28 protein-coding genes are annotated in these 23,364 nt (G+C 63.4%); 16 read left to right on the forward strand and 12 right to left on the reverse strand.

Translation table 11 applies throughout. The annotated features are described in order from the left end of the window. Window positions 1-9 precede the first annotated feature (9 nt). Window positions 10-849 carry an alpha/beta fold hydrolase gene (locus CH275_RS07050; protein WP_094676553.1) on the reverse strand — a complete coding sequence of 280 codons (840 nt, stop codon included), beginning with the start codon at window positions 847-849 and terminating at the stop codon, window positions 10-12. A 103-nt stretch (window positions 850-952) separates the two neighbouring features. On the opposite strand from CH275_RS07050, the gene CH275_RS07055 reads away from it, so the two are divergent. The 4 genes from CH275_RS07055 (at window position 953) to CH275_RS07070 (ending at window position 4,538) form a co-directional block, all read left to right on the forward strand. Next, a complete protein-coding gene (locus CH275_RS07055; protein ID WP_094676555.1) occupies window positions 953-1,513 on the forward strand; it encodes a TetR/AcrR family transcriptional regulator in 561 nt (186 codons plus the stop codon). 45 nt (window positions 1,514-1,558) lie between these two features. Then, entirely contained in the window at window positions 1,559-1,927 is a 369-nt protein-coding gene (locus CH275_RS07060; protein ID WP_094676557.1) for a glyoxalase superfamily protein, read from the forward strand. Between the two features lie 198 nt (window positions 1,928-2,125). Beyond that, on the forward strand, window positions 2,126-3,343 hold the full coding sequence (gene thrS, locus CH275_RS07065; protein WP_094676559.1) for a threonine--tRNA ligase: 1,218 nt from the start codon (window positions 2,126-2,128) through the stop codon (window positions 3,341-3,343). 46 nt (window positions 3,344-3,389) lie between these two features. Then, the gene (locus CH275_RS07070; protein ID WP_094676561.1) at window positions 3,390-4,538 is read left to right on the forward strand and encodes a serine hydrolase domain-containing protein; all 1,149 of its coding nucleotides are present in this window, start codon (window positions 3,390-3,392) and stop codon (window positions 4,536-4,538) included. Between the two features lie 3 nt (window positions 4,539-4,541). Here CH275_RS07070 and CH275_RS07075 read toward each other — a convergent pair whose 3' ends face one another. Further along, the gene (locus CH275_RS07075) at window positions 4,542-5,453 is read right to left on the reverse strand and encodes an aminotransferase class IV (RefSeq protein WP_179276027.1); all 912 of its coding nucleotides are present in this window, start codon (window positions 5,451-5,453) and stop codon (window positions 4,542-4,544) included. A 64-nt stretch (window positions 5,454-5,517) separates the two neighbouring features. Between CH275_RS07075 and CH275_RS07080 the strand changes: the two genes are divergently transcribed. Together CH275_RS07080 and CH275_RS07085 are read left to right on the forward strand one after the other, a co-directional pair. Further along, window positions 5,518-6,492 carry an aldo/keto reductase gene (locus CH275_RS07080; RefSeq protein WP_094677259.1) on the forward strand — a complete coding sequence of 325 codons (975 nt, stop codon included), beginning with the start codon at window positions 5,518-5,520 and terminating at the stop codon, window positions 6,490-6,492. Further along, window positions 6,479-6,931, forward strand: a complete 453-nt coding sequence (locus CH275_RS07085; protein WP_179276028.1) for a GNAT family N-acetyltransferase — start codon at window positions 6,479-6,481, stop codon at window positions 6,929-6,931. The genes CH275_RS07080 and CH275_RS07085 overlap by 14 nt, the downstream gene beginning before the upstream one ends. Here the strand turns inward: CH275_RS07085 and CH275_RS07090 are convergent. After that, a complete protein-coding gene (locus CH275_RS07090) occupies window positions 6,913-7,155 on the reverse strand; it encodes a PLDc N-terminal domain-containing protein (protein ID WP_094676565.1) in 243 nt (80 codons plus the stop codon). The genes CH275_RS07085 and CH275_RS07090 overlap by 19 nt on opposite strands. 205 nt (window positions 7,156-7,360) lie before the next feature. On the opposite strand from CH275_RS07090, the gene CH275_RS07095 reads away from it, so the two are divergent. The 3 genes from CH275_RS07095 (at window position 7,361) to CH275_RS07105 (ending at window position 9,649) form a co-directional block, all read left to right on the forward strand. Continuing rightward, window positions 7,361-8,893 (forward strand): hypothetical protein, encoded by a 1,533-nt coding sequence (locus tag CH275_RS07095; RefSeq protein ID WP_094676567.1) that lies wholly within the window; start codon window positions 7,361-7,363, stop codon window positions 8,891-8,893. A gap of 17 nt (window positions 8,894-8,910) precedes the next feature. Beyond that, complete coding sequence (locus CH275_RS07100; protein ID WP_094676569.1) at window positions 8,911-9,369, forward strand: hypothetical protein; 459 nt, start codon at window positions 8,911-8,913, stop codon at window positions 9,367-9,369. 82 nt (window positions 9,370-9,451) lie between these two features. Then, window positions 9,452-9,649 carry a PLD nuclease N-terminal domain-containing protein gene (locus CH275_RS07105; protein WP_094676571.1) on the forward strand — a complete coding sequence of 66 codons (198 nt, stop codon included), beginning with the start codon at window positions 9,452-9,454 and terminating at the stop codon, window positions 9,647-9,649. A gap of 4 nt (window positions 9,650-9,653) precedes the next feature. On the opposite strand, the gene CH275_RS07110 is transcribed toward CH275_RS07105, so the two are convergent. Both CH275_RS07110 and CH275_RS07115 read right to left on the reverse strand, forming a co-directional pair. After that, window positions 9,654-10,010 (reverse strand): hypothetical protein, encoded by a 357-nt coding sequence (locus CH275_RS07110; RefSeq protein ID WP_094676573.1) that lies wholly within the window; start codon window positions 10,008-10,010, stop codon window positions 9,654-9,656. Between the two features lie 46 nt (window positions 10,011-10,056). After that, complete coding sequence (locus CH275_RS07115) at window positions 10,057-11,322, reverse strand: KasA/KasB family beta-ketoacyl-ACP synthase (RefSeq protein WP_094676575.1); 1,266 nt, start codon at window positions 11,320-11,322, stop codon at window positions 10,057-10,059. Window positions 11,323-11,391: 69 nt separating this feature from the next. Here CH275_RS07115 and CH275_RS07120 point away from each other — a divergent pair, with 69 nt between their 5' ends. Further along, window positions 11,392-11,985 (forward strand): TetR/AcrR family transcriptional regulator, encoded by a 594-nt coding sequence (locus tag CH275_RS07120; protein WP_094676577.1) that lies wholly within the window; start codon window positions 11,392-11,394, stop codon window positions 11,983-11,985. Between the two features lie 88 nt (window positions 11,986-12,073). On the opposite strand, the gene CH275_RS07125 is transcribed toward CH275_RS07120, so the two are convergent. Next, window positions 12,074-13,888: an HNH endonuclease signature motif containing protein gene (locus CH275_RS07125; protein ID WP_094676579.1), complete on the reverse strand. Its 1,815-nt coding sequence runs from the start codon at window positions 13,886-13,888 to the stop codon at window positions 12,074-12,076. Between the two features lie 167 nt (window positions 13,889-14,055). Here CH275_RS07125 and CH275_RS07130 point away from each other — a divergent pair, with 167 nt between their 5' ends. Both CH275_RS07130 and CH275_RS07135 read left to right on the forward strand, forming a co-directional pair. Next, on the forward strand, window positions 14,056-14,640 hold the full coding sequence (locus CH275_RS07130) for a hypothetical protein (protein WP_094676581.1): 585 nt from the start codon (window positions 14,056-14,058) through the stop codon (window positions 14,638-14,640). Between the two features lie 62 nt (window positions 14,641-14,702). Beyond that, window positions 14,703-15,206, forward strand: coding sequence for a hypothetical protein (locus CH275_RS07135; RefSeq protein ID WP_143546703.1), 504 nt, complete (start codon window positions 14,703-14,705; stop codon window positions 15,204-15,206). Here the strand turns inward: CH275_RS07135 and CH275_RS07140 are convergent. Both CH275_RS07140 and fmdA read right to left on the reverse strand, forming a co-directional pair. Next, on the reverse strand, window positions 15,185-15,709 hold the full coding sequence (locus tag CH275_RS07140) for a hypothetical protein (protein WP_094676585.1): 525 nt from the start codon (window positions 15,707-15,709) through the stop codon (window positions 15,185-15,187). The two genes, CH275_RS07135 and CH275_RS07140, sit on opposite strands and share 22 nt — an antisense overlap. Window positions 15,710-15,724: 15 nt before the next feature. Then, entirely contained in the window at window positions 15,725-16,978 is a 1,254-nt protein-coding gene (gene fmdA / locus CH275_RS07145) for a formamidase (RefSeq protein WP_037195472.1), read from the reverse strand. Between the two features lie 139 nt (window positions 16,979-17,117). Between fmdA and CH275_RS07150 the strand changes: the two genes are divergently transcribed. Beyond that, a complete protein-coding gene (locus CH275_RS07150) occupies window positions 17,118-17,405 on the forward strand; it encodes an FmdB family zinc ribbon protein (protein WP_094676587.1) in 288 nt (95 codons plus the stop codon). Between the two features lie 42 nt (window positions 17,406-17,447). After that, entirely contained in the window at window positions 17,448-18,668 is a 1,221-nt protein-coding gene (locus tag CH275_RS07155; protein WP_094676589.1) for an FAD-binding domain-containing protein, read from the forward strand. A gap of 34 nt (window positions 18,669-18,702) precedes the next feature. On the opposite strand, the gene CH275_RS07160 is transcribed toward CH275_RS07155, so the two are convergent. From CH275_RS07160 to CH275_RS07170, 3 genes are read right to left on the reverse strand one after another with little or no spacing between them, the layout of a single operon-like run. Beyond that, window positions 18,703-19,476, reverse strand: coding sequence for a DUF4097 family beta strand repeat-containing protein (locus tag CH275_RS07160; protein WP_094676591.1), 774 nt, complete (start codon window positions 19,474-19,476; stop codon window positions 18,703-18,705). Next, window positions 19,473-20,129, reverse strand: a complete 657-nt coding sequence (locus tag CH275_RS07165) for a response regulator (protein ID WP_094676593.1) — start codon at window positions 20,127-20,129, stop codon at window positions 19,473-19,475. The genes CH275_RS07160 and CH275_RS07165 overlap by 4 nt, the downstream gene beginning before the upstream one ends. Beyond that, window positions 20,120-21,394 (reverse strand): sensor histidine kinase, encoded by a 1,275-nt coding sequence (locus tag CH275_RS07170; protein WP_094676595.1) that lies wholly within the window; start codon window positions 21,392-21,394, stop codon window positions 20,120-20,122. Before CH275_RS07170 ends, CH275_RS07165 begins: the two co-directional genes overlap by 10 nt. A gap of 135 nt (window positions 21,395-21,529) precedes the next feature. Here CH275_RS07170 and CH275_RS07175 point away from each other — a divergent pair, with 135 nt between their 5' ends. Both CH275_RS07175 and CH275_RS07180 read left to right on the forward strand, forming a co-directional pair. Then, window positions 21,530-22,162: a DedA family protein gene (locus CH275_RS07175; RefSeq protein WP_094676597.1), complete on the forward strand. Its 633-nt coding sequence runs from the start codon at window positions 21,530-21,532 to the stop codon at window positions 22,160-22,162. Between the two features lie 38 nt (window positions 22,163-22,200). Then, window positions 22,201-22,383, forward strand: a complete 183-nt coding sequence (locus CH275_RS07180) for a hypothetical protein (RefSeq protein WP_256990901.1) — start codon at window positions 22,201-22,203, stop codon at window positions 22,381-22,383. Here CH275_RS07180 and CH275_RS07185 read toward each other — a convergent pair. After that, window positions 22,371-23,198 (reverse strand): MerR family transcriptional regulator, encoded by an 828-nt coding sequence (locus CH275_RS07185; RefSeq protein ID WP_094676601.1) that lies wholly within the window; start codon window positions 23,196-23,198, stop codon window positions 22,371-22,373. The genes CH275_RS07180 and CH275_RS07185 overlap by 13 nt on opposite strands. Window positions 23,199-23,364 lie beyond the last annotated feature (166 nt).

The raw sequence follows: 23,364 nt of genomic DNA on the forward strand, positions 1-23,364 counted from the left end.
GTTGTGCTCTTACTTCACGAACGCGAGAAGCGCGTCGTTCACTTCCTGGAAGTGCGTCCACAGCAGTCCGTGCGGTGCGCCCTCGACCTCGATGTACGTGGCCTCGGGGAACGACTCGTGGAATGGACGTCCCGTCGAATCGATCGGCAGGATGTTGTCCGCGGTTCCGTGCAGGATCAGCGTGGGCTTTCCGGATTCACGTACCTTCGCAACATCTGCGCGGAAGTCTTCGAGCCAGGTGGGTACGACGGCGTAGGCCGCGACGGGCGCGCTGGTGGTGGCGGTGTTCCAGCTCGCGCGCACTGTGGCCTCGCTGATGCGGGTGCCGAGGTTTTCGTCGAGGTTGTAGAAGTCCTTGTAGAAATTGTCGAACCAGGTGAACCTGTCTTCGCGAGCTGCGGTCTCGATGCCGTCGAACACCGACTGCGGGACGCCGGTCGGGTTGTCGTCGGTCTGCAGCAGGAACGGCTCGAGGGATGCGAGAAACGCGAACTTCGCGACGCGATCCGTGCCGTACTTCGCGGCGTACCGAGCCAATTCACCTGTGCCCATGGAGAATCCGACCAGGATGACATCGTTGAGATCCAGCTCGGTCAGTACCTTGTCCAGGTCGGCCGCGAAGGTGTCGTAGTCGTAGCCGACGGTGGGCTTGCTCGACTGCCCGAACCCGCGACGGTCGTAGGTGATGACGCGGTACCCGGCGTCCAGCAGGGCACGCGACTGACGTTCCCAGGAGTTGCCGTCGAGCGGGTAGCCGTGGATGAGCACGACGGGTTGGCCGGTGCCGTGATCCTCGTAGTAGACCTCGACGGGGGTGGAGTTCTCGGTTCCGACGTTGATGTACGCCATGATCCTGCCTTCCTGTGTCCTGAACATCGAGCGGGAGAACGGTCGTTCTCTCCGCATGTGGACTACTGTAGAGAACGTTGGTTCTCTCGGCAAGGGGTAAGCGATGACCAGTACGGAAATCGGACGGGCACAGGTGGTGAACGCCGCGGACGAACTGTTCTATGCGCGCGGCATCCAGGCTGTGGGCATGGACGAGTTGCGCGCCAAGGCCGGCATTTCCCTCAAGCGCCTGTACACGCTCTTTCCCTCGAAAACCGCCATCGTCGCCGAGGTTCTTCGTGGTCGCACCCAGCAGTGGAACGACGGCATCCACGCCGAGGCCGCAGCACATGAATCACCTCGACAGAAACTGCTGTCGATCTTCGACTTCCTGGACCTCTGGTTCCGCGAGGACGACTTCCGCGGGTGCGCCTTCATCAACTCGTTCGGCGAACTGGGCGCAACCATGCCCGAGGTCGCCGACGCCGCACATCAGCACAAGAAGAGTTTCATCGAATACGTCACCCGATTGGCCGTCGAAGCCGGATGCGCTCCGTCGGTCGGATTGCAAATCGCCTTGCTCGCCGAAGGCGCACAAACTACCGCAGCCATCACCGAACTGGCCGAATCTGCTACTGCAGCAAAGGCTGCGGCCGAGGTGCTGCTGGATTCGAGCGGAGGCTAGCGCAACCCTGGCGCAGGCGCCGCTGGACATGCCACACTCGATGCCATGAAGGCATTCGGCTCGGCAGTTCCGATTCTCCGCATCTTCGACGACGTCGAAGCGCGCGCGTTCTATCTGGACTATCTGGGCTTTTCGGTCGAATGGGAACACCGATTCGAACCGGATCTTCCGCTCTACATTCGCATTTCGCGCGGGGACTGCACCCTGGATCTGTCCCAGCACTACGGCGACGGCACTCCGGGAACATCGGTGTGGATACCGATCCCGGACGTCACGTCCTTCAATGCCGAACTGCTACAGAAGAACAGCCCACGCAGCCGACCCGGAATCGATCACGACGCACCGGGCGGGCCGACCATGACGGTCATAGACCCGTTCTCGAATCATCTCAATTTCTGTCAGGTGAATCACTGATATCTCTTGCCAGCCGTCACTCGATCGTTGTACCGTCCAAGCCATGATGCACCTGCAGCCACTGACGACGACGCCGGTTTTCTTCCGGCGTCCGAAGTAGGCCTGCAAAGCCCCTGTTTCGACGAACCCCGGGAGTTGTTCCCGGGGTTTTGACGTTTCTGGGCACTTCTTCTGGGCCACAGCAGAAGTGGAGCACCCATGAAGTTCGACCACAGCCAGCTCGGGCGCGAGTTGGATCTCTTTGCAACCAGCCCGGCCATCGGTGCCGGTCTACCCGTCTGGCTCCCAGACGGCGCAATCATCAGAGCGGAGTTGGAGAAACTGGCGGCCGAGGAATCGGCTCGATCGGGATGTCTCGGCGTCTACACCCCCGTCCTGGCCAAACGCTCGCTGTTCGAGAGATCCGGGCACTGGGACAAATTCTCGGCCGATATGTTCCCCCCGATGCGCATCGGGGGCGAGGAATACGTTCTGCGACCGGCCAATTGCCCTCATCACACCCAGGTCTTCGCAGCACGCGGACGCAGCTTTCGTGACCTTCCGTTTCGAGTATCGGAGCTGGGGTCGATGTTCCGAAGCGAACTGTCCGGTGTACTGGGCGGATTGACCAGAGTTCGGCAGATCTCACTCGACGATGCGCATGTGTTCTGCACCCCTGATCAGGTCGGAGACGAAGTCCGACTGGCTCTCGCCTCCATCGAAAGATGTTATCGCGTAATGGGACTCGTTCCCTCGTTCAGGCTCTCGCTTCGGGGCAGGACTGGACGCTACCTGGGTGACGCCGCGCAGTGGAGTACCGCCGAGGGGCAGCTACGCGCGGCACTGGGTGATCGTGAGTTCACCGTCGGCTATGGAGATGCCGCCTTCTACGGGCCGAAAATAGATGTACAGGTCGCCGGTCATCAGGAGACTGTGTCGACCGTGCAGGTCGATTTCAATCAGCCCGAGCGGTTCGGCCTCGACTACACCGGGTCCGACGGTGAGAAGCATCGACCGGTGATGATCCACCGCGGCGTGCTCGGTTCGATGGAGCGTCTGACCGCGATGCTGATCGATCGCCACGCAGGTCGAATGCCACCATGGCTCGCACCTCGGCAATTGGCGGTGATTCCGGTGAGCGCGTCGGATTCCCCGCCGGCGAACGCGCTGGTCGACCGACTGCACGACGCATCAGTACGTGCCGAGATTCTCGAGGACGGTTCCCTGGGCGCACGTATCCGGAGTGCAAGACTGCATCGCGACTCCTACATCGCGGTCATCGGCGAACGAGAGCGAGACAGTGATGCGGTCTCGGTCTCGTATCCTGCACTGAACGCGACAGCTGTACTCGGTAGGCACGTTTTCGTCGCGGCGGTACAGCACGACATACATTCTCGCGCTCTGCTTCCCACTGTCCCGGACACGGAGAATCACTGACATTTGACACTGAAATCATTCGCCGAACGACGATAGCGTCGAGGACATGAGCAAGCTACGAATCCTCGCCGCCCTCACAGTCTCGACATCCCTGCTGGTCAGTGGGTGCTCGTCAACGGACGAACCGTCTACCGTCGAGCCGACCACCACGACGCCGTCGAGCGGGAACATCAGGACCGACGACGTCCAGGCTGCCCTGGACGCTCTGGTCGACGCCGGATCCGTGGCCGCTGTTGCGCAGGTACGCGACGGTGAGGATTCCTGGTCGGGAGCGGCCGGTCTGGTCGAGCGCGGGGGCACCGAGGCTGCGTCCGCCGACGACCCGGTCCGTATCGCCAGCGTCACCAAGGCAATGGTTGCCGCAGTGGTGCTGCAGCTCGTCGACGAGGGAAAGCTCGAGCTCGATCAGCCGGTAGACGAGCTGCTACCCGGCCTGCTGCCCAAGCCGGTCACCGTCCGTCAGTTGCTCGATCACACCAGTGGCGTGCCGGACTACTTCACCGGATTCGACTCTGCGGAGCAGATTGCATCTCGCTCCGCCGATTCCATTACCGACGACGAGTTGATCTCACGGGCGTTGGCGATGCCCTGGACGAGTGAACCGGGCTCCGAATTCGTCTACTCCAACACCAACTACGTTCTTCTGGGCCGCATCGTGGCCGCCTTGGACGGACGAACCATCGGCCAGTCGTTGCAGGACAGAATCTTCGGCCCGTTGCAGATGACCGACTCCACCTACCCCACCGATTCGGCCATCGCCGACGACGCCCTGCACGGTTACACCCTCGAGAACGGGACGTACACCGACGTAACCGATTACGACGCCAGCATCTGGTCGTCCGGTGCCGCAGTGGTCTCGACCGTCGGCGACATGAACGTCTTCTTCAAAACATTGTTCGACGGCACGTTGATCCCGCAGAACCTGATCGACGAGATGCAGGTCGTGACGCCATCCGCGTACGGACTCGGCCTGCTCCTGGGCGGAGACGCGTGCAACCCGGGTTCGGGCGAGCTCGTGTTCGGCAACCGCGGCAACGGCTTCGGCTACCGCACCTACGCGTTCTCGAGCCCGGACGGGCAGCGTCAGGTATCGCTGGCCTGGACCGCAGCAGCTCCGAATCCGGCCGCCGACCCGCTGGAGCAGCCGGCCACCGAGGCATTGATCGCCGGACTGGCGTCGACCTGCCCGGCATAACACCTACAAGACGGACACCCAGCCGTGTACCTCGTCGCTGGTGAGCGCGGCCTGGTGACGTTTACGGAGAGTCAGCGTCACTGGCCCGCTCTCCTTCGATCCGACTGCACGACCGTCGATTTCGTAGACCGGCGCGACCCCGGCCGACGTGCCACACACGAAGACCTCATCGGCGATGTACAGCTCGGTGAGGTCGACGGTGCGCTCCTGAACCGTCAGCCCTTCTTCGCGCGCCAGAGTCAGGATGGTTCGGCGGTTGATGCCGTCGAGAATGTCGCTGGTGACGTCGGGGGTGACGAGCACTCCGTTCCGGACGAGGAAGATGTTCGCGGCACTGAGTTCGCAGACATGGCCGTTGATGTCGAGAAAGATGCAGTCATCGAAGCCGCTGTCGATCGCATCCTGTTTGGCCAGAACGGAATTGACGTACGCTCCGTTCACCTTGGCACGCGAGGGAATGGCGTTGTCCGGGATTCGTCGCCACACACTCGTCTTCAAACGCATCCCGTTCTGCGGGACAATGGGATTGGCGTCGTACAGGAAGATGGACACCGTGGTGTGCAGTCCGCGCACCCGCGTTCCGGGAATCGACTCGTCCACGTGGACGGTAGCGCGAACGTAGACCTCGGTCGTCGGGGCATTGGCAGCGACCACGTCGCGCGTCACCTGTACGAATCGCTCGAACGTCCACTGCGAGGCGAACGTGTCGATGCCGATGATCTTGCAGGATTCGACGAGCCGCTGATAGTGATCGAGCAACCGGAAGGCGGTACGTCGTTCACCGTCCACCTGCACGGGGAACACCGTGTAGACACTGAGCCCGTACAGGACGGCCGAGGTCGCGACCCCGAGCGTCGCGTCCTGCGCGTCCACCAAGCGATCGCCGAAATACACCTTCGAGTGCGGAAGAGCCATGCGGCGATGCTAGTCGTCCGGTGAGTGCCAGCGACAACGCTTTTACTTCTCTATGGTCGAGTACATGAGCGAACGCACAGTACCGACCCGAACTCTCTGGAGCGACGGCCCCGAGGTGGGTGCAATCGGCTTGGGATGCATGGGAATGACCTGGGCATACAAGGCCGACGACCGGACGGAGACCCCCGATCGCGTCATCGGGCACGCCTTGGACCTGGGTGTGAACTTCATCGACACGGCCGATGTGTACGGACCGTTCACCAACGAGGAGGTCGTAGGCAAGGCCATCGCGACCAGGCGCGCCGAGGTAATTCTCGCGACCAAGGGTGGTCTCGTCTCTCACGTCGGCGACGCCGGAGAACCGGTCATTTCGGGCCCCAACGGCAAGCCGGGTCACCTGCGTTCGGCAATCGACGATTCGCTACGCCGCCTGGGCGTCGACCACATCGATCTGTACTACCTGCACCGTCCCGATCCCGAGGTGGACGTCGAAGACAGCATCGGCGCGATGGCCGAGGCCGTGCAGGCCGGAAAGGTTCGCGCACTGGGTGTCTCGGAGTTCACCGTCGAGCAGCTCGATCGGGCCCAGCAGGTGCATCCGATTTCTGCGGTGCAGTCGGAGTTGTCCCTGTGGACGCGCGATCACCTCGCTACGTCGCTGAAGTGGACGCAAGACAACGGTGCAGCATTCGTGCCGTTCTCACCACTGGGCCGCGGCTTCCTGACCGGCAACTTCCGCGGAACTGCTCCCGCCGCCGACGATTTCCGAGCTCGACTCCCACGCTTCAGCCAGGACAACCTCGATGCAAACCTCGTGATCGTCGACGCCATCGCAGCCGTCGCCGACGAGCTCGGTGCAACACCGGCGCAGGTGGCCTTGGCGTGGGTTCTGGCGCAGGGTGAGCACGTGGTGCCGATCCCGGGTACCCGACGCACCTCACGTCTGGACGAAAACGCGGGCGCGGCCTCGCTCACCTTGAGCCCGGACCACCTCGCTGTACTCGACTCTCTGCCGGCTCCCGCTGGTGGTCGCTATTGAGATCATTCGCGTCGACCCCGCCGCAGATCGGCCCCTCGCCGAGCAGATCCGCACAGTGCAGAAGAGCTCGTATGCGGTCGAAGCGAGACTGATCGGCGACGACCGAATCCCGCTTCTGCACGAGTCGGTGGACGATCTGTGCGCTGCCCAGGTCCACTGGCTCGTCGCGCGAGAGGGTGACGAAATCCTCGGTGCCGCAGCGTGGTGCAATTCCGAAATCGACCGTCTGGTGGTGGCTCCACACGCACATCGCCAGGGCATCGGACGAGCGCTGGTCGACGTGATGTTGGAATCGATTGTCGGACAACGCATACAGGTGGCTACCGGGCGAGACAATACCCCGGCACGCAGACTGTACGAGTCGTTCGGCTTTGTGCACACCGAGAATCAGCAGGTCCTGCCGGGATTGTGGTTGGCCCGCTACGAACTCGTCCGCTGATCGGTATCGGAGATTCGTGGCCGAGCGACGAACCAGATCAACGCACCGATGATCGGCATGAGCAATACGAGCAGACACCACCAGAATGCGGCACCGCGCCGGCGGTGGGACGTGCGCACGATCGATACCCACGCAACGCCAACGAGCAGCAGCCACAACACGATCGCGGCCATCCAGACGAGATCGAACGCCAACGGCAGAGTGGGGTTGTTGTCACCGTCCATCGCATGCCCCTTCGCGTCGAAGGACTACCTTATCGTTCTTGCCCGGACGTGATTGCGAAATGCGCACCCGAAGAGCAGTGTTGTCCTCGAACAACCGGGGGTTTGTAGCGGATCCATGCGCAATCTGTGCACCGCACATCGGTCACCCTCTGAACCTACCGCGCGGCAGCAGTACCCTTGCGCACATGAACTCGTTGAAAGGCGCATGAGCGACCATCGCACGCTTGTCGTGCATATCTCGTCATCGGTGATCGGCGACGGTGAGATCGCCGCGCCGCGAGTGGGCGCGGTTCTGACCGGCCCACTCCGTTTCGTGGAGCTGCCCGATACCGAACCGGATATCGTCACGATCAAGGCAATTCTCGAACCCTCCGGTAATCAACCGATCTTGCAACAGACGGGCCAGAACTCCTCGCGGCGCTGGGAGTGGACCGGGTTGTTGCGCGGCGAGGGCTGGACTGCGTCGTGGCGTGGGTTCATCCCCCGCACAGGTCGAGTCGAGCTGACCGGACGCTTCCTCGGCGTCTTCGGCTATGACACCGAGGGACGCTTCCGCGGTCGAGTGACCCGCGCTCAGCTGGTGTCGGAGCGCTATCACTTCGTCCCCGGCGAGGGGTGGGAGATAGCTCCCGGCCAATGCTCCACACGCGACGTGGTGGAGGTCGAACGGTTCTTCGGTCACGAACCCATGCCGGACGACAACAGCCTCACCGTCGATCAGGAGAACAACGTCATGGTTACTCTCGATCTCGACGATGTACCGCCTCTGCCGACTCGCCCGAGCATCGTGCCGGGAGACGTAGCCGCTGCCGGCGGCGTCACCTGGGTTCTGGACGCCGAATTGCCGCTGGTCGTCGGCATCGATACGAAGGGGGTTGTCGCCGAGCATGTTCTGCCGGCCAAAGTCGGTGGCACCCGTTCCATTTGGGCCACCGATACGGGGTGCTGGGTCGGCGGAGTGGATGGAATGTTCTGGATTCCCCGCGGTCAAGAAGCGGTTCGGATCGATTCCCTGCCCGCGCACGTCGGAGCCGTCAACGACGACCGGTTGCTGGTCTGCACCGGCGACCCTACGTGGCGCATGTACACACCCGGAAGCGGGTCCACCGACGTTACGGCAATCGACGGTTACGTCAATTCGATTGCTGCGGAACGTGATGCCTGGATCGTGTGCGTTCAACCACGCGGAGAGTCGGTGGCCCGTCTGGTGCGGGTGACGAGTGCAGGACAGTCGACGATCGGACCCATCATTCCGCAGTTGCCACGCGGACATGGAAATCCCTTTCTTGCAGGCGATCCCGTTCGCTTGATTCGAGGTGTCGATGTCGCCGTCGTGGAACCCGATCTCGGCATTCGCGACGACGGGGAGCAATTGCGCCGCAGTCAGTTCCACGGTGGTCAGCTGGGCGGGTTCGCATGGACAATCGGACATCCGCCCGATGGCACCTCGTCGACGGGTTGGTGGCCGCTCCCTGGCCCGGTGCACTACGAACGAACCGAACAGTTCTGGTTGTTCACCGTTTACGACGCGACGACTCTCACGCCGCTGACGAGTGCCCCCGTATTTGCAACCAGACCGAACGTCGCAGCCGACGACACCGGTCGGATCCTGGTCATCGCGCGTGGAGTCCGCGTAGTTCGACACGACGATCCGGTGCTGACGCAGCCCTCGAGAGTGGATGTTGCTCGGATGCTGACGGATTCGAGAGAAGGAGTTGACCGGACAAACCCGACGTAGCTCGCTACGATTCGCCGATGAATGTCACAGTGATTGTATTGCTCGGCATCGTGGGCGTCGTGCTCCTTGTCGTGGGCATTGTGGTGCTCGCCAAGGTGATGGTGAATCGACTGTCTTCGTCGTCGCAATCGGCCATCGAGGAGCAGTTCGTGGATTCCAGCATCGTGAAGTCGGATCCCATGGCGAATTTCTTCGGCCTCGGATCGAAGGGCGGCGCCCAGGTCCGCGGAAACGGCGCGCTCGTTCTGACCGACAGCGAATTGTGGTTCCGACGCATCGGCAGCGCCACTGCGCTTCGAATACCGTTGCAGGACATAAGCGGTGTGGACGTGACCAGATCGCATGCCGGCAAGACGGTCGGCCGAAGCCTGCTCCGCGTTCAGTTTCGGATGGCAACAGTCACGGACTCAGTGGCATGGCTCGTCGAGAATCCAGAGTCCTGGGTGCATGCCATCAACGGGGACAAGACGCCGTAGACGTTCGAACATCGAACTCTGCAGCCAGTATCGGAAGAGGTAGATCGAATTACGCAGTGCCGGCTGAGCTACTGTCGAAGTTATGGCATCTGCCGGTGGCGCGGTCGCCCTCACCCTGTTCGCTCTTGCCCTCGCTTCGATCGTGCGCGACCCCGGTACGGGTTGCGTTGCCAAGCTGGCATGGGTAGTCGTTGCGTTGACTCTGCCCATTGTCGGTCCGATCCTGTGGTTCGCAGTCGGCAAGCGTTATCGCCACGGACTGAACGGCGGCAACCGATAACAGGTCAGTACCCAGTTGCATTTCGCAGGTCGATGTTCACCAGATGGCTGACTTGATCGCGGAGCCACTCGACGGTCTGCTGACCGGGCGCGGGCGTGTGGGCCAACAGCGTCCAGCGAATCCGCGTCTCCGGGCGTAAATCGAACTGCAACAGGATGTCTGGAAGTTGCGGCCACGGTGAGCTCCAGACGACGCGGTCGAACTCGCTGCTCTCGACAATCCGGGGTAGCGTCGCATCCTCGAACATGATCGGCCAGGCGAATCCTCTGTTCAACGGATGCAGATCGGGACGCATCAACGCTTTCCAGACGACGCTTACCGGCGGCGACAACACCGCAGTACGGCTGCCGAGAACGATCATGCGCCCACCCTACGCGGCGCAACCCGGCACCGATACCGTAGATGCGCTACGCCCGGCCGAAGGCCAGTGCGACATTGTGGCCCCCGAATCCGAACGAGTTGTTGATCGCATAATCGACGGCTCCGTATCGCGGATTCCCATGCACCACATCCAATCCGATTTCCGGGTCGGGTGTGTCGTAGTTCAACGTCGGCGGCACCACACCATCGCGGATACTGAGCACCGTCAGGATCGACTCGAGTGCTCCTACTGCACCGATGGAGTGGCCCAATGCGGACTTCGGGGCGTAGACGGATGCGTGATCACCGATCGCTGTTCGGATGGCCTTGGCCTCGGCGAGATCACCGATCGGAGTGGACGTCGCATGGGCGTTGACGTGTGAGATCTCGCGACGCGTCAGCCCGGCCGTTGCAAGCGCACGCTCGATCGCCCGTGCCGCACCTGCACCGTTGGGGTCGGGTGGAACCAGACTGTATGCATCGGAGGTGACGCCGGCCCCGAGTAGTCGAGCATGAATCTGTGCGCCCCTGGCCCTGGCATGGTCTTCGGTCTCGATCACCATGAGTGCGCCGGCTTCGCCGAATACGAATCCATCACGATCCTTGTCGAACGGGCGAGGGGCACTGCTGGGATGGCTGTTTCGCGTACTCATTGCCCGCGTCATCGAGAATGCAGCTATCGGCACCGGAGCAATGTGCCCCTCGACGCCTCCCGTAACGACGATGTCCGCGTCCCCCGTGACGATCATTCGCCACGCGTTGGCCACGGCCTCGGATCCCGACGAGCACGCAGAAACCGGCGTCGACACCCCGGCCCGTGCACCGAGTTCCAGACCCACGCACGCAGCCGGTCCATTCGGCATGATCATCTGCACCGCCAGCGGCGACACCCGGCGATATCCACCGGTCTTCAACTTGTCCACCGCGTCGATCAGTGCATCTCCGCCGCCGAGCCCGGTTCCGATCGAGACCCCGAGTCTGTCGCCGTCGACCTCGGGTTTGCCTGCGTTGCTCCACACTTGACGTCCGAGCACCGTCGCCATCCGTTGAACGTAGGAGAGCCTGCGCATCTCCACTCGACCGAGTAGCGACTCCGGCGGCACTTTCAGACAACCGCCTATCCGCACCGGTAGATCGAACTCGTCGACGAACGGGGCGTCGAGCGCACCGATACCGCTGGCACCGGCCAGCAACCCCGCCCAGGTTTCATCGATGTCCCCGGCGATCGACGTGGTAGCCGCCAACGAGGTCACCACGACGTCGGGAAAACATCCGTTGGCCGAGAACGGATTACGTGCTCCTGCGAATTTCATGCCCCTATGCCTACCGGCAGCCGGGTACCCCCGTCAAGCAATAAATGAAATAATCGCTACACTAATTCTGTGGCACGCACCCAAGACCTTGTTCGACGCTCCGAGCTCCTCGCCGGCGTCGTGGAGTACATCGCGGACCGAGGTCTGGCAGGACTGTCGCTGCGGCCCGTCGCCGACTACCTCGATACGAGCTCGCGCATGCTGATTCACTACTTCGGGACCAAAGAGGCGATGCTCGTCGCCGCACTCGAAACCCAGCGGCCCGTGGTCTCGGCGATGTTCGCCGACATCGACGACGTCGAACTCCTTCGTGAGAGGCTTTGGGAGGCTTGGGAATCGAACTCTGAAGGGGCCTCGTCTCGCAGTACTCGGGTCGTTCTCCAGGTCCTTGCGGAGGCAGGCATCCAAGGCGGGCCCTTCTTGGAGTACGCCCAGTCGGCGACGGCCGACATCGTCCGAGAGCTTGCCGGATCTCTCCGGACGATCGACCCGTCACACACCGACCCGGAAGCCGTGGCGACCATTCTGGTGTCGGGTGTCCGCGGTCTGCTCGTCGACCGTTTGGTCACCGGCGATCACGATCGAGTGGACCGAAGCGCGCGGATGCTGATCGAACAGACATTGCCGAGTGGGTCGGGCGACGCAGCTCGCGAGACAGGGTAGGTCGTCCGGCGGCGAGAGCAACAGGCTTCTGCACGACCGGCAAGTATCCGGCTGCGGGCAGAGCTGTGCCCCGACGTGGTGCGGACCGTCACGCGGGTTGTCGTGGTTCCTCGTCGCCGGTGTCGTCGTGCTGTTCGGGCGGGTACAGCACTTCCTCGGGATGGTGGGCGTGATTGATCAGCCCACGCCGGCGTGGGTCCATTCCGGTGGGTGGATGCCAGAGGGTGCGGCCCGGATATCGATGTCCTGCTGTGGTTTTGGTGGTCGCCCATTTTCCTGGTCCGGTGCCGACGAGGGCGTGGTGCATGTCGCAGCCGAAGGTCAGGGAGTCGATGTCGGTGGGTCCGCCGGTGGTCCAGTCATCGAGGTGGTGGGCTTGGCACCACGTCGCGGGACGGGTACAGGAGGGGAAGCTGCAGCCACGATCTCGGGCGATGAGCACGATGCGTTGGTCTGCGGAGGCGATCCGTTTGGATCGGCCGAGGTAGAGGGCTCTGCCGTTGTCGTCGAAGATGGTCAGGTAGTGGTGGGCGTGGGAAGCCATACGGATCGCATCGCGGATGGACACGCGGGATCCGGTGGCGGTCATGGCGTAACCGGATCCGGCGTTCAGATCCTTCAGGGTCATGGTGACGATGGCGGTGACGGGCAGGCCCCGGTGGGTGCCGAGGGTCCCGGATGCGAGGGTTTGCCGCAGTGCCATTTTCAGGGCGTCGTGGCGGCGTTCGTTCTGGGTGCGTCGATCCCGCGCAGCGGCAGCGTCGCGTGCTGCGGTGTCCGGTGAGGTGGTATCCGGTGGTTCGTCGTCGACGCCGGTAGCTGATCCGCAGTGACCGCCGGGTTCAGCAGCGCCTACAGCGCCGTCGGAGCCGTCGGGCCCTGTGCCGCAACCACAGTCGATACCGTCGCTGCAGTCGTCGTCACCGCAGGCATCGTCATCGTTGCAGTCCGTTCCATCCCACAGGCCTGCATCGCTGGAGCCGGCATCGTCGGGCGTCGGCCTGGGCTGCGGTGGGGCTGCAGCATCCTTACCGGAGGGCTTGTCGCTGTCGTTGTCGTCGCCGGTCTGGTCGCTACGTTCATCCCCGTGGACGACCGATGTCGGGTCGGCTGGATTGTTCACTCCCGGTTTCGCGGCTTTGGAGAACAGGGCTTCGAGGTAGGCGCGTAGTTCGGAATCGACGCAGAAGTTCCCTTCCGACATCCCGTCGGCACCCTGCTCACCGAGGTAGAAGAACGCATCCCGCCGCTTCTTCGGCTTGGGCTTTCCGTTCTCGTCCTCGTCCTCGTCGTAATCACCGTCGGGGCTGAGGATCGAATCCAAATGAGCCACCAACGGCGCGAAGTCGTCGGGCCGCCTCGTCGAGGCGTAGCCCACCAATTGCTGTTCGGCGAGATCCCGCGTCTGCGGATCGACACTCGTCGGCAAGTGCTTGAAGAATTCGCGGATCATCTGCACATGCTTGGCATCGAGCAACCCCGCCCGCAATGCTTTTGCGGTGTGCGGCAGCAACGGCGGCAGAACCTCACCGGACAGGGCGGTGCGATCACCCAACTCCGCTGCCAGGCGCACTCGCGCACCGGCGGTTCGTGGGGTGATGCGGAGCATCCACGCCACCGAGCACGGCACCGACCCCGGATACACATCGAGGCCGTGCTGCGCGATCAACTCGTTCAGCCAGGTATACGAATACGCCGTCACCGATCGGGTGAGTGTTTCCATGCGTTGGATCACCGCACGCCGGTCGGCGTTCGTCCACGACACCGACCCCTGTTCGGCCAACTCCGCGACCGCGGACTCGACACGATCGATCAACATCGACAGGTCGGGATCGGACACCTCAGGGGGAGGCGGCACCGTCTCGATGCCGTCCACCCCTGATCCGCCGTCCCCCGAAAGCATGAACAGAATCTATCGCGACCCACCGACACACTTTCGAACACACGTTCCCAACGGACTGTCACGCCACCGCGACTAGTCCGATCCACCGGGTTGGTCGGTAGCGTCGTGGCAACGCATCAAATCGCGCTCAGGCTCAGAAAGCTCGGTATCGACAGGGAGGGCACACCATGACCGTGCGACCGTCCGACGATGCAAATGCCGCCGATTGGCTCGTCCACGCTGACCGCGATTGGTGGGACCTTGTCACCAGGGGCCCACTGGGGTACGAGAGCTACGCGCGGTTACGGTTCATCCCAGATCCGACACACCCGGCTCAACGCGAGGGCGAGGCTGACGTTCCATACGACGAGCGCTCGGAGACAGACCAATTGGCGATAGTCGTCGAGACACTGGCGAAGCACACGGCGACACCGCTGGACTGCTACTTCTGTGTGTGGGAGGGATGGGGCGGTCCAACGGTTCGGGGTGCCGCACGAATCAACCTTCCCGAACGGGGAGCATTCCTGTTCCGGGGACCTGCGCTGGACCTGCTCAACTGGGAGCAGGCGCTCGATCCCCCGGGTTCCGAGAGTCTGCCGATTCCCTCGTTCGCCTGGCCCGCCGACCGCGCCTGGTGCATCGCCAACGACGTCGACCCCCACTTCGCCACCATTGGTGCCAGCTCATCGGCAATCCAGGACGTTCTCGCCGACCGTCGCGTCGACACGGTCATCGACGACCCCGACAGCCCACAACCCTGGTACAGCCATTGAATTCCGACGGCACAGATTGGTCGAACGACGATCTGCAGCAGGATGTCTCGGACGCAAGGTGGGTGAACGATGGTCTGAAGGTCGTCCCCCAAACTACGGTGGGCTCGCTGGTCCCCACAATGTTCGACGCCTATGCCCGCGTCCAGTACCCGCTACGCAACTCCGGACACGTTGCACGCTGGCATGTTCAGCTGACAGCCATCATCGAGGTACTCGCTCGAAGCACAAATACACCGAACGAATGCTGGTTCGCCGTCTGGGAGGGCAACACCGCACTCGACGACATTCGCGATCGGGCACCGACCGCGGACATCGCCGGCTACAACTATTTCTTGCTGAAGGGATCGGTCTCACGCGCAGCGGACACCCTCGGAGGATTGTCGCCGAATCTCTGGTGGCCCGCCGACCACGCATGGTGCGTGGCCCAGCACTTCGACTTCCCGTGTGCGTATCTCGGAGGCAGCGCAGATACGGTCACCGACATTCTGGCGCTCACCGAGCTCGAATCCTCGCCAGTCCGCTTCGACCAGATCGTCACTGCGAACTACGACGAGCGAAACGACTGAGTCGCCTCGACCCCTGACGCAACGGTCTCGACAACCGATGCCTTCCATCGAATCCCGAATCCCGCAGGTACTGAATCCCGTTGGTGATACTCCAGCGGACCGGAGGGCACCACACTGAACACGCCTGGGTGACGTGTCGCGATCCAGGCCTCCTGTTGCACGAGAACGCCCGCCCGATCCAGGACGCGGAGACTGCCCCGCGGTTTCGAGCGAAAGTCCAACCACAGGTATCTGTCCCAGACCAGGCAACCGTGGAGAATCACATCACCGACCAGGCGACCGTCACCCATCATCGTGCTGAACCCGTTCCCGAGGTGCGCTACCCACTCCGTTCGCCCATCCGCGGTCACAGCGTCGACCCGCGCGGCAACTTCGGTGCACACCTCCGCGGGCAGTTCCATCTGCTCTCGTGACGCCCAGTACGTCGTAGGTGTGAACACCGCGCCCACCGCGGGCTCGTCAGGCCACGGTTCCATGTCCTCGAGCATCCACAGTTGCGACATATCAGGCGAAGTCGATCAGAACTGCGCTCTCGGCGCTCCCATTCCCGGGTCGATTTGGAACGGTCCGCTGGCGGACGGCGCTATGGGAAAGTCGAAGATCGCGGTGGGGATGTACACGGTGGCACAGGAGTTCGGGATATCCACCACGCCCGACAGCCGTCCTTCGATCGGAGCCGATCCCAGCAACAGGTATGCCTGCTCGGGGCTGTAGCCGAACTTGGTGAGGTAATCGATCGCGTGCATACAGGCGTTCTGGTAAGACAAGTCGGAATCCAGGTACTTCTGCTCGCCGTCGACGGTCACCGAAATACCCGAGAACGCAATCCATTCCGAGTACTGCGGTGCGGTGTTGCCGGGCATGAAGATCGCGTTTTCGCTCACCCCGTAGGTCTCCATGCCGCCCTTGATCAGGTCGACGTGCAGGTCCATGAAGCCGCCCATTTCGATGGCTCCGCAGAACGTGATCTCTCCGTCTCCCTGTGAGAAGTGCAAGTCTCCGAACGACAACTTCGCCCCCGGCACGAACACCGGGTAGAAGACGCGGGTGCCCTTGGTCAGATTCTTGATGTCCTGATTTCCACCGTTCTCGCGCGGCGGTGCCGTGCGCGCGGCTTCACCTGCGACACGGGAGAATTCGTCACCGCTCAGGGAACCGAGGATCGCACCGTCGAGTTCGGGTGCCAGAGCCAGCGGCGGAACACGGTTGGGATCCGTTGCGATCAGCGCACCTTCGCGGGCGTTCCACTTCGCCAACAATTGCGCCGAGGGCGCGGTCCCCATCAAACCGGGATGGGTGATGCCGGTGTACTTCACGTGCGGAACGTGGCGAGAGGTGGTGGTCTGCCCGGAAAAATCCCAGATCGCCTTGTACGCGTCGGGGAATCGATCGGTGAGGAACCCACCGCCGTTCTCCTTGGCGAAAATCCCCGTGTATCCCCATCCCTGACCGGCCAGCGGACCCGAATCCTCTTGCGGTATCGGTCCCACGTCGAGGATGTCGACGATCAGCAAGTCACCGGGCTCGGCTCCCTCGATGTGGAACGGCCCGGACAGCGTGTGCACATTGTTGAGCGGCGCATTGAGGATGTCCTCGGCCGAATCGTCGTTGTGGATGGCCCCGTCGAACCATTCGCGACAGTGCGCTCGAAAAGACGTGCCGGGTTTGACCGTGACCGCCGCCGGAATGTCGGGATGCCATCGGTTGTGGCCGACGATCTCCTGTTCGGTGAAACTCTTCGTCGAGTCGAGCGGAAACAGCAGTTCGGGCACGAGGCACCTCCGGTTGCGCGGATTCTCCTGCCTCGATCATTGCACCGTCGTGGCGCATCCGGCCGTGTATGGCATGTAAATCTTCTATGACGTTGTGCCATAACGCTGCTGACGGCCATCTGCCGCTACGCTCGGAAGCGTGCCCACCTACAGCTTCCGCTGCGCACGGCGTTGCGCCCCCGTCGAGCAAAGATTCACCATGGCCGACGTTCCCGGCGAGGTGCCGTGCCCGGAGTGCGGCGGGGCAGCTGCACGACTGATCTCCTCTCCTGCCCTCGGCCTTGGAAACAGCGCTGCAATGAAGGCACACGACGCTTCGCGCGCCACCGCGGACACACCGACCGTCGTATCGTCTCTGCCGCCATCCGGCAGATCCGCAACGAGGACGACGTCCAACCCACTGCACCGCCGCCTGCCCCGCCCCTGACGCCCGCGTTTCCCTTGCGCGCCGACGGGGAAGTCCGACGGCATGTCCGAGTTGCCCCCTCCCCCGTCCATTGCCGACGGCGCCGCCACCGATGACGTCGTCGCCTGGGTTGCCGAGCACCTGGGCGATCTGACGCGCGAGGGATCGGACGGGGTTGCCGCCGGCGGTATTCGTGGTGGGCAGTCGGCTGCCGACGTCGCACTGGCCGGGCTGGACATCACCGGCTATGCCCGCGACCGCAGCACCGTCCTTCCGGTAAATCGCCGCGGCGCGAGCCGCATGTCGCCGTACATCCGCCACGGCTTGCTGACGCTGCGAGAAGTCTGGGACTCGGTATCCGACGCGCCCTCACGCGACCGTTCTCGGTACCGCGACGAGCTCATGTGGCAGGAGTACGCCCGCCATCTCTACGCACGAGTCGGCACCGATCTGGGGCGTTCGCTACGGCGTGAGCAACCGCGGCAGCAGGGATGGACCGCCCAGCCCTGGGCCGAGGAGATGAACTGCATGTCGTCCGTGGTGGGTGAATTGCACGACGACGGTTGGCTGGTCAACCAGACTCGTATGTGGCTCGCCTCCCAGTGGGCGGTCCGCGCCGGAGCGACGTGGCGCGACGGTGAGGACGAGATGTTCGCCCACCTACTCGATGGCTCCCGTGCCGCGAACCGCCTCGGCTGGCAGTGGACCGTCGGCACCGGAAGTGGGAAGGTATACGGCTTCAGTCGATGGCAGGTGAACAAGCGCGCCCCATCGCTGTGCCGCAACTGCGCGCTGAAAGACGCGTGCCCCATCGAGAATTGGCCCGACGACGATCTCGGACCGGCGGTCGACGGCCCCGATCTCAACAAGGCACCGGTACCCGCGGGCCCCGAGCACATGGAAGGCGATGGTGCAGAACAGGTGTGGTTGACCGCCGAATCGCTCGGCACCGCAGACCCCGCTATGGCTGCGAATCCTGAGCGACCGGCCGTCTTCGTATTCGACGAACCACTGCTGCGAAAGCTGCGACTGTCCGGCAAGCGGCTGGTCTTTCTCGCCGAGACGCTCGGCGAGATCGCGTCGACCCGCCCACTGGAGGTGCGTCTCGGCAGGGTCTCCGACGAGCTCTCCGGACGGTCTCTGGCCGCCACCTGGGCACCCGTTCCCGGCTTCTCCCGCATCGCCGACGCCATCGCCCCGGTCGAGTTGCATCCCTGGCCCTGGCTGACGCGTCCCACCACGTCCTCGGTCCGTTCGTTCAGTGCGTGGCGGCGGAGTCATTGAACTGCAGTCATCGAACAGCAGTCATCGACCGGAACTATCTGCGCTGCACCGAGATCCGGCCTTCCTCACTGGTGATCGACACCGATCTCGGCGAATTCGGATCGTCGATCACGTCGGTCTCGACGTCCCCCTTCTCCGACGATGCATCGACGTCGTAGAATTCGGCAGCCGGAAGCTGGATCGTGCTGTCTCCCATCGTGTTCTGCACGAGCACCGAATCCGGTGGAACTCGCGAGTCCACAACGACCTGACCGAATGTCGTGTCGACCTCGATCGCGGACACAGCCGCATCGGCGATGTCCACATCACCGAATCGCGTGGTCACATCCAGGGTTCCCGAGGCACCACGAGCGATCACCGCCCCGGACGTGGTTGTCACCGACGTCTGCGCATCCACATTCGAGAGAACGACATCGCCCGCCATTCCGTTGATATCGAGCATCGACCCGGCGGGAATCCGAAGCTCGACATCGACGTCGCAGCTGCCACGATCTCGGTACGAACATTCCACCGCGATCTTCGATCCGTCGTCGCTGATGTCGACCGTCGGGACATCTCCCCGGTATGACCCGTCGGCCCGTACGTGCAGCTCGGAATCGGGGCTCATCGACACCGTCACATGGGCATATCTCGTCGTGAACGCCAGATTGTTCCCGGTCACGGCGTGGTCTTCGGTGTAGTCGAAAGTCTGCATCTTCGGCATGGTGAAGCCGTATGCGATCGCTGCCGTCGTAGCTGCACCTGCGGTGCCCACGACCACCACGGCAACCGACACTGCAACGGTGTTGCGCCACAACGCTTTCTTCATCGAATTGCTCCCAGGTATCGTAGAACGGCCATGACGCGGCGATGATCAGCGCTGTCTCCGAGCAGACCGAGCTTGCCGAAGATGTTTCCGATGTGCTTCTCCACGGCCGCCTGACCGACCACCAGCGTGGCCGCGATGCCGGCGTTGGACTTACCCTCGGCCATGGCCGTCAACACTTCTCGTTCTCGCGGGGTCAAGGAGTCGAGTGGATCCGATCGCGGTGCGCGAGCCAGAATCTGCTGTACCACCTCGGGATCGATGACGGTGCCGCCGTCGGCAACGGTCTGCACGGCGTCGGCGAAGTCGTCCACATCGGCGACCCGATCTTTCAACAGGTACCCGACGCCGTCGGTACTCTGCCGAATCAGCTCGGCCGCATAGCGCTCCTCCACATACTGCGAGAGCACGAGAACACCCACGGCCGGCCATCGTTGGCGAATGACCAATGCCGCGCGCAGACCTTCGTCCAGAAAGGTGGGCGGCATCCGTACATCGATCACGCACACATCGGGAAGTGGGTCGGCCGCAGACATCGACGCGAGCAACTCCGACGCATCGCCCACCTTGCCGATCACCTCGGCTCCACTGTCGGTCAACAATCGGGCGACACCCTCTCGCAACAGCACCGAATCGTCGGCGATGATCACTCGCACGGGATGCTCACCTCCAGACTCGTCGGGCCGCCGGTCGGTGAAGTGACCGACAATGTGCCGTCGATTCCGCTGAGCCGGTCCGCGAGACCGGCCAGGCCTCCGTTCGGAGCGATATGCGCACCGCCGCACCCATCGTCAACCACCTTCACATGCACCGCGGACTCGTTCCTCGTGACATCGACTCGAACGCGACCGGCGCTCGCATGTTTACTGACGTTGGTCAAGGCCTCCGAGACGACGAAGTAGACGGTCGCTTCGGCGGTGGAATCCGGGCGCTGCGACCCGGACAGAGCAGGGTCCACCTCGATCGTCACCGGCACCGAACACAGGGCCGCGACGGACGACAGCGCCGCATCCAGTCCTCGGTCGGTCAGGATCGGCGGATGCAAACCACGGGTGAGGGTTCGTATCTCGCCGATCGCATTCTTGGCTTCCCGGTGAGCGTCGTCCAGCAGTTCTCTCAGCACCGCATCGTCGGCCGCAGAGACGCGCGACTTCGCCTGCCCCAGCGAAATCGCCACCGAGACCAATCGCTGTTGGGCCCCGTCGTGCAGATCGCGTTCGATGCGTCGGCGCTCGGCGTCTGCGGCGTCGACGACCCGTGCCCGACTCACCGTCAGCTCGTCCACCCTCCTACTCGATTCGGACTGTCCGAGAAGCGCTGTGGCACTCCACCAGTCGAGTCTCGCCAAGCCGGTCACCAGCAACGGCAATCCCACGACGAAAGTGGCCAGGGCAGCGACGCCGACCAGCGCGACGAGTGGGTAGCCCACCCGATCCCCGATTTCGAGCTGATTGCCGACCGGGTTCGTCACGATCCACGCGACCGGAGCCGCACCGAGAACGGGCAGAACCAGAAAGAGCGCGGGCAGCAGGAACACCAGGACTGCCGAGACTGGAATGCGAACAAGCCAGTAGAACAACGACTTCCACAGTCCGACGTCGCGGACGCACCAGACGAGCTTGCGCCAGCTGGTGGGATAGACGGTCACCGCAGGTCCCGCGATGGCGATACCGCTGGTGAAACCGATTCCGGCTCTGGCGGCGATGTCCATCCACCGAAGCACCACGATCGTCACCGCGAAGACCAGCACTCCGCTCAGCGCAAACGGGAGTGCGCAGACAGCGAGCACCAGCAGGCCGAGGATCATCCAGCCGCCGAGGCCGGCGAGCGTCGACGCAAGCAGCGACGCCACCGCCAACCACCAGTTCGGTGATATCCAGGCCCTGAGCGGATTCAGGGGAATCGGTAGTGCCTCGTTCATGCGGATCAGCCTAAGTGGGCGCTCGTCGACCTGTCCCCACTGTGAACCCACGACTCATGGTAGGGCGCGCACTACCATCGATCGGTGGGACGACCGTGGTGATTCCCGCTCCGCGGGCGAGAATATTCGACGGGTATGAACCTCAACCTATTCGACGTCGATCGCCTCTCGGCCGTGCCTGTCTGGGTCGTCCTCGCAGGTGTCGTGGTGTTGCTGGCCTTCGAATCCGGCTCTCTGCTCGGTCTTTTCACGCCCGGGAACAGTGTGCCGATCACGCTGGGCGTACTGACGTCCATCGGCGTCGTACCGTGGTTTCCCGCTGTCGTCACCGCGGCGGTGGCGTCGAGCATGGGGGCGCAGTGGGCGCTGTGGCGTAGTCGCCGCAGCGAGACGATTCTCGGGTCGGGCCGGATCGAAGCCGTCCTACCGCGCACGGTGCTCCGGGTAGTTCTCGGAGTGACTGCGTCGGCGCAATCACGACCACGCGCAGTGGCGGCAGCAGGGCACCTCGTCGGAGGCATCCGCACCATCGCCCCTCGTCTCGTCGCTGCCACCACCCTGCGGCGGCGTGAATACGCGGTGATCAGTCTCGTCGCGGCCGGGGTCTGGGCCACCGCTCTGGTGAGTGTCGGCGCGTGGCTGGGTGACCACACTGCCATCCGGACCCCTCTGGGATACGCCTGGATTCCGGCCGTGACGGTCGTGGTTGTCACCCAGCTCAGGCGTCGAACACGCTGGTCTTCTCCCGAACTTGTCGGAGCCCGGTGATATCAAGGACGTAGGAGAAACGACAGAAGGGAATTCGCGTGTCCACCAGCTTCGATACTTGCCACGGCACACTCGTGATCCACGCGGTCGGCGGTGCGGAGTGCACGGAGCCGGACTGCGTGGACCTCGAGTACGTCCGTCACTTCCTGGTGCTCGAGTGCGAGGAGGTCACCGGCGGCTGCCAGTGCACCGCACTCGTGGAGTTTGCTCAGGCGTCCTGACGTCGGACCACCGGCTGCTGGAGTTCGGTGACCCAGTTCTCCTGCGGCTGCGGCTCCGGGTAGAACTCCCGGCAGACGCCCGAGAGCTCGTAGCCGTTGGTGTCGATCCACGCCATGAACTGCTCCCAGGTCTCGCCGATCGTGGCCATCGACCCGTGGTGGACTGTGGTCACCGCCAGCTCGACCGGCGGCAGTTCGCGAACCTCGTACCCCTCGGCCGCGCTGACCTTCGGTCCCACCTCGAACGCGGCGTGCACGGTGATGCCGGTGCCCTCTCCATCGTCGACGGCCTCGTAACTGGCGATCGACGACGGCCCGAACTCGACGCCGTCCCGTCCCAGAAACTCGGCGAGTCGCGCGTACATCGGGCCGATGACCGGGCCGATGTTCTGCGGACCGAAACCGGCGGCGGTCTCGGTGACGGCGGCAATGCGGGTGGCCGGCAACGACTTGGTATCCACGGTGATCATCGAGCTGTCTCCCTCTGTGTAGTGGAGGCGCGCATCGAGTCGGCGTAGGCGGGCGGCGTCGAGATCGAGTCGACGGGCGACGTCGTCGCGTTTGGCCTCGAGCATCTCGCGCAACCGGTCTTCACCGACCTGGGCGTGCACGATCTGTTTCACCTCGTCGAGCCGAAAACCGAGATCCTTGAACATCAGAATGCGACCCAGAACCTCGAACTGCCTACCGTCGTACGAGCGATAGCCGGTGAACGGATCCACCCGCGCCGGCGTCAACAACCCGATCTCGTCGTAATGCCGAAGCATGCGAACCGAGACCCGGCCGATCGATGCGAACTCTCCGATGCTGAACATGATTCTGAAGAGAATCCCCTCTCACACTGTGTGAGGGTCAAGTGTCGCGCGCCGACCGCTCTCGATCCAGCCAGAACAGCTGCCGATCGGCGCAGAATCAGCCGTTGAGCAATTCTGGTTTACTGCAGCGTCGACCCAGTCGTGGTCGGCCCGGCAGTGAGCGGCC

This window comes from Rhodococcus sp. 06-235-1A (assembly GCF_002258785.1).
GTDB lineage: Bacteria > Actinomycetota > Actinomycetes > Mycobacteriales > Mycobacteriaceae > Rhodococcoides.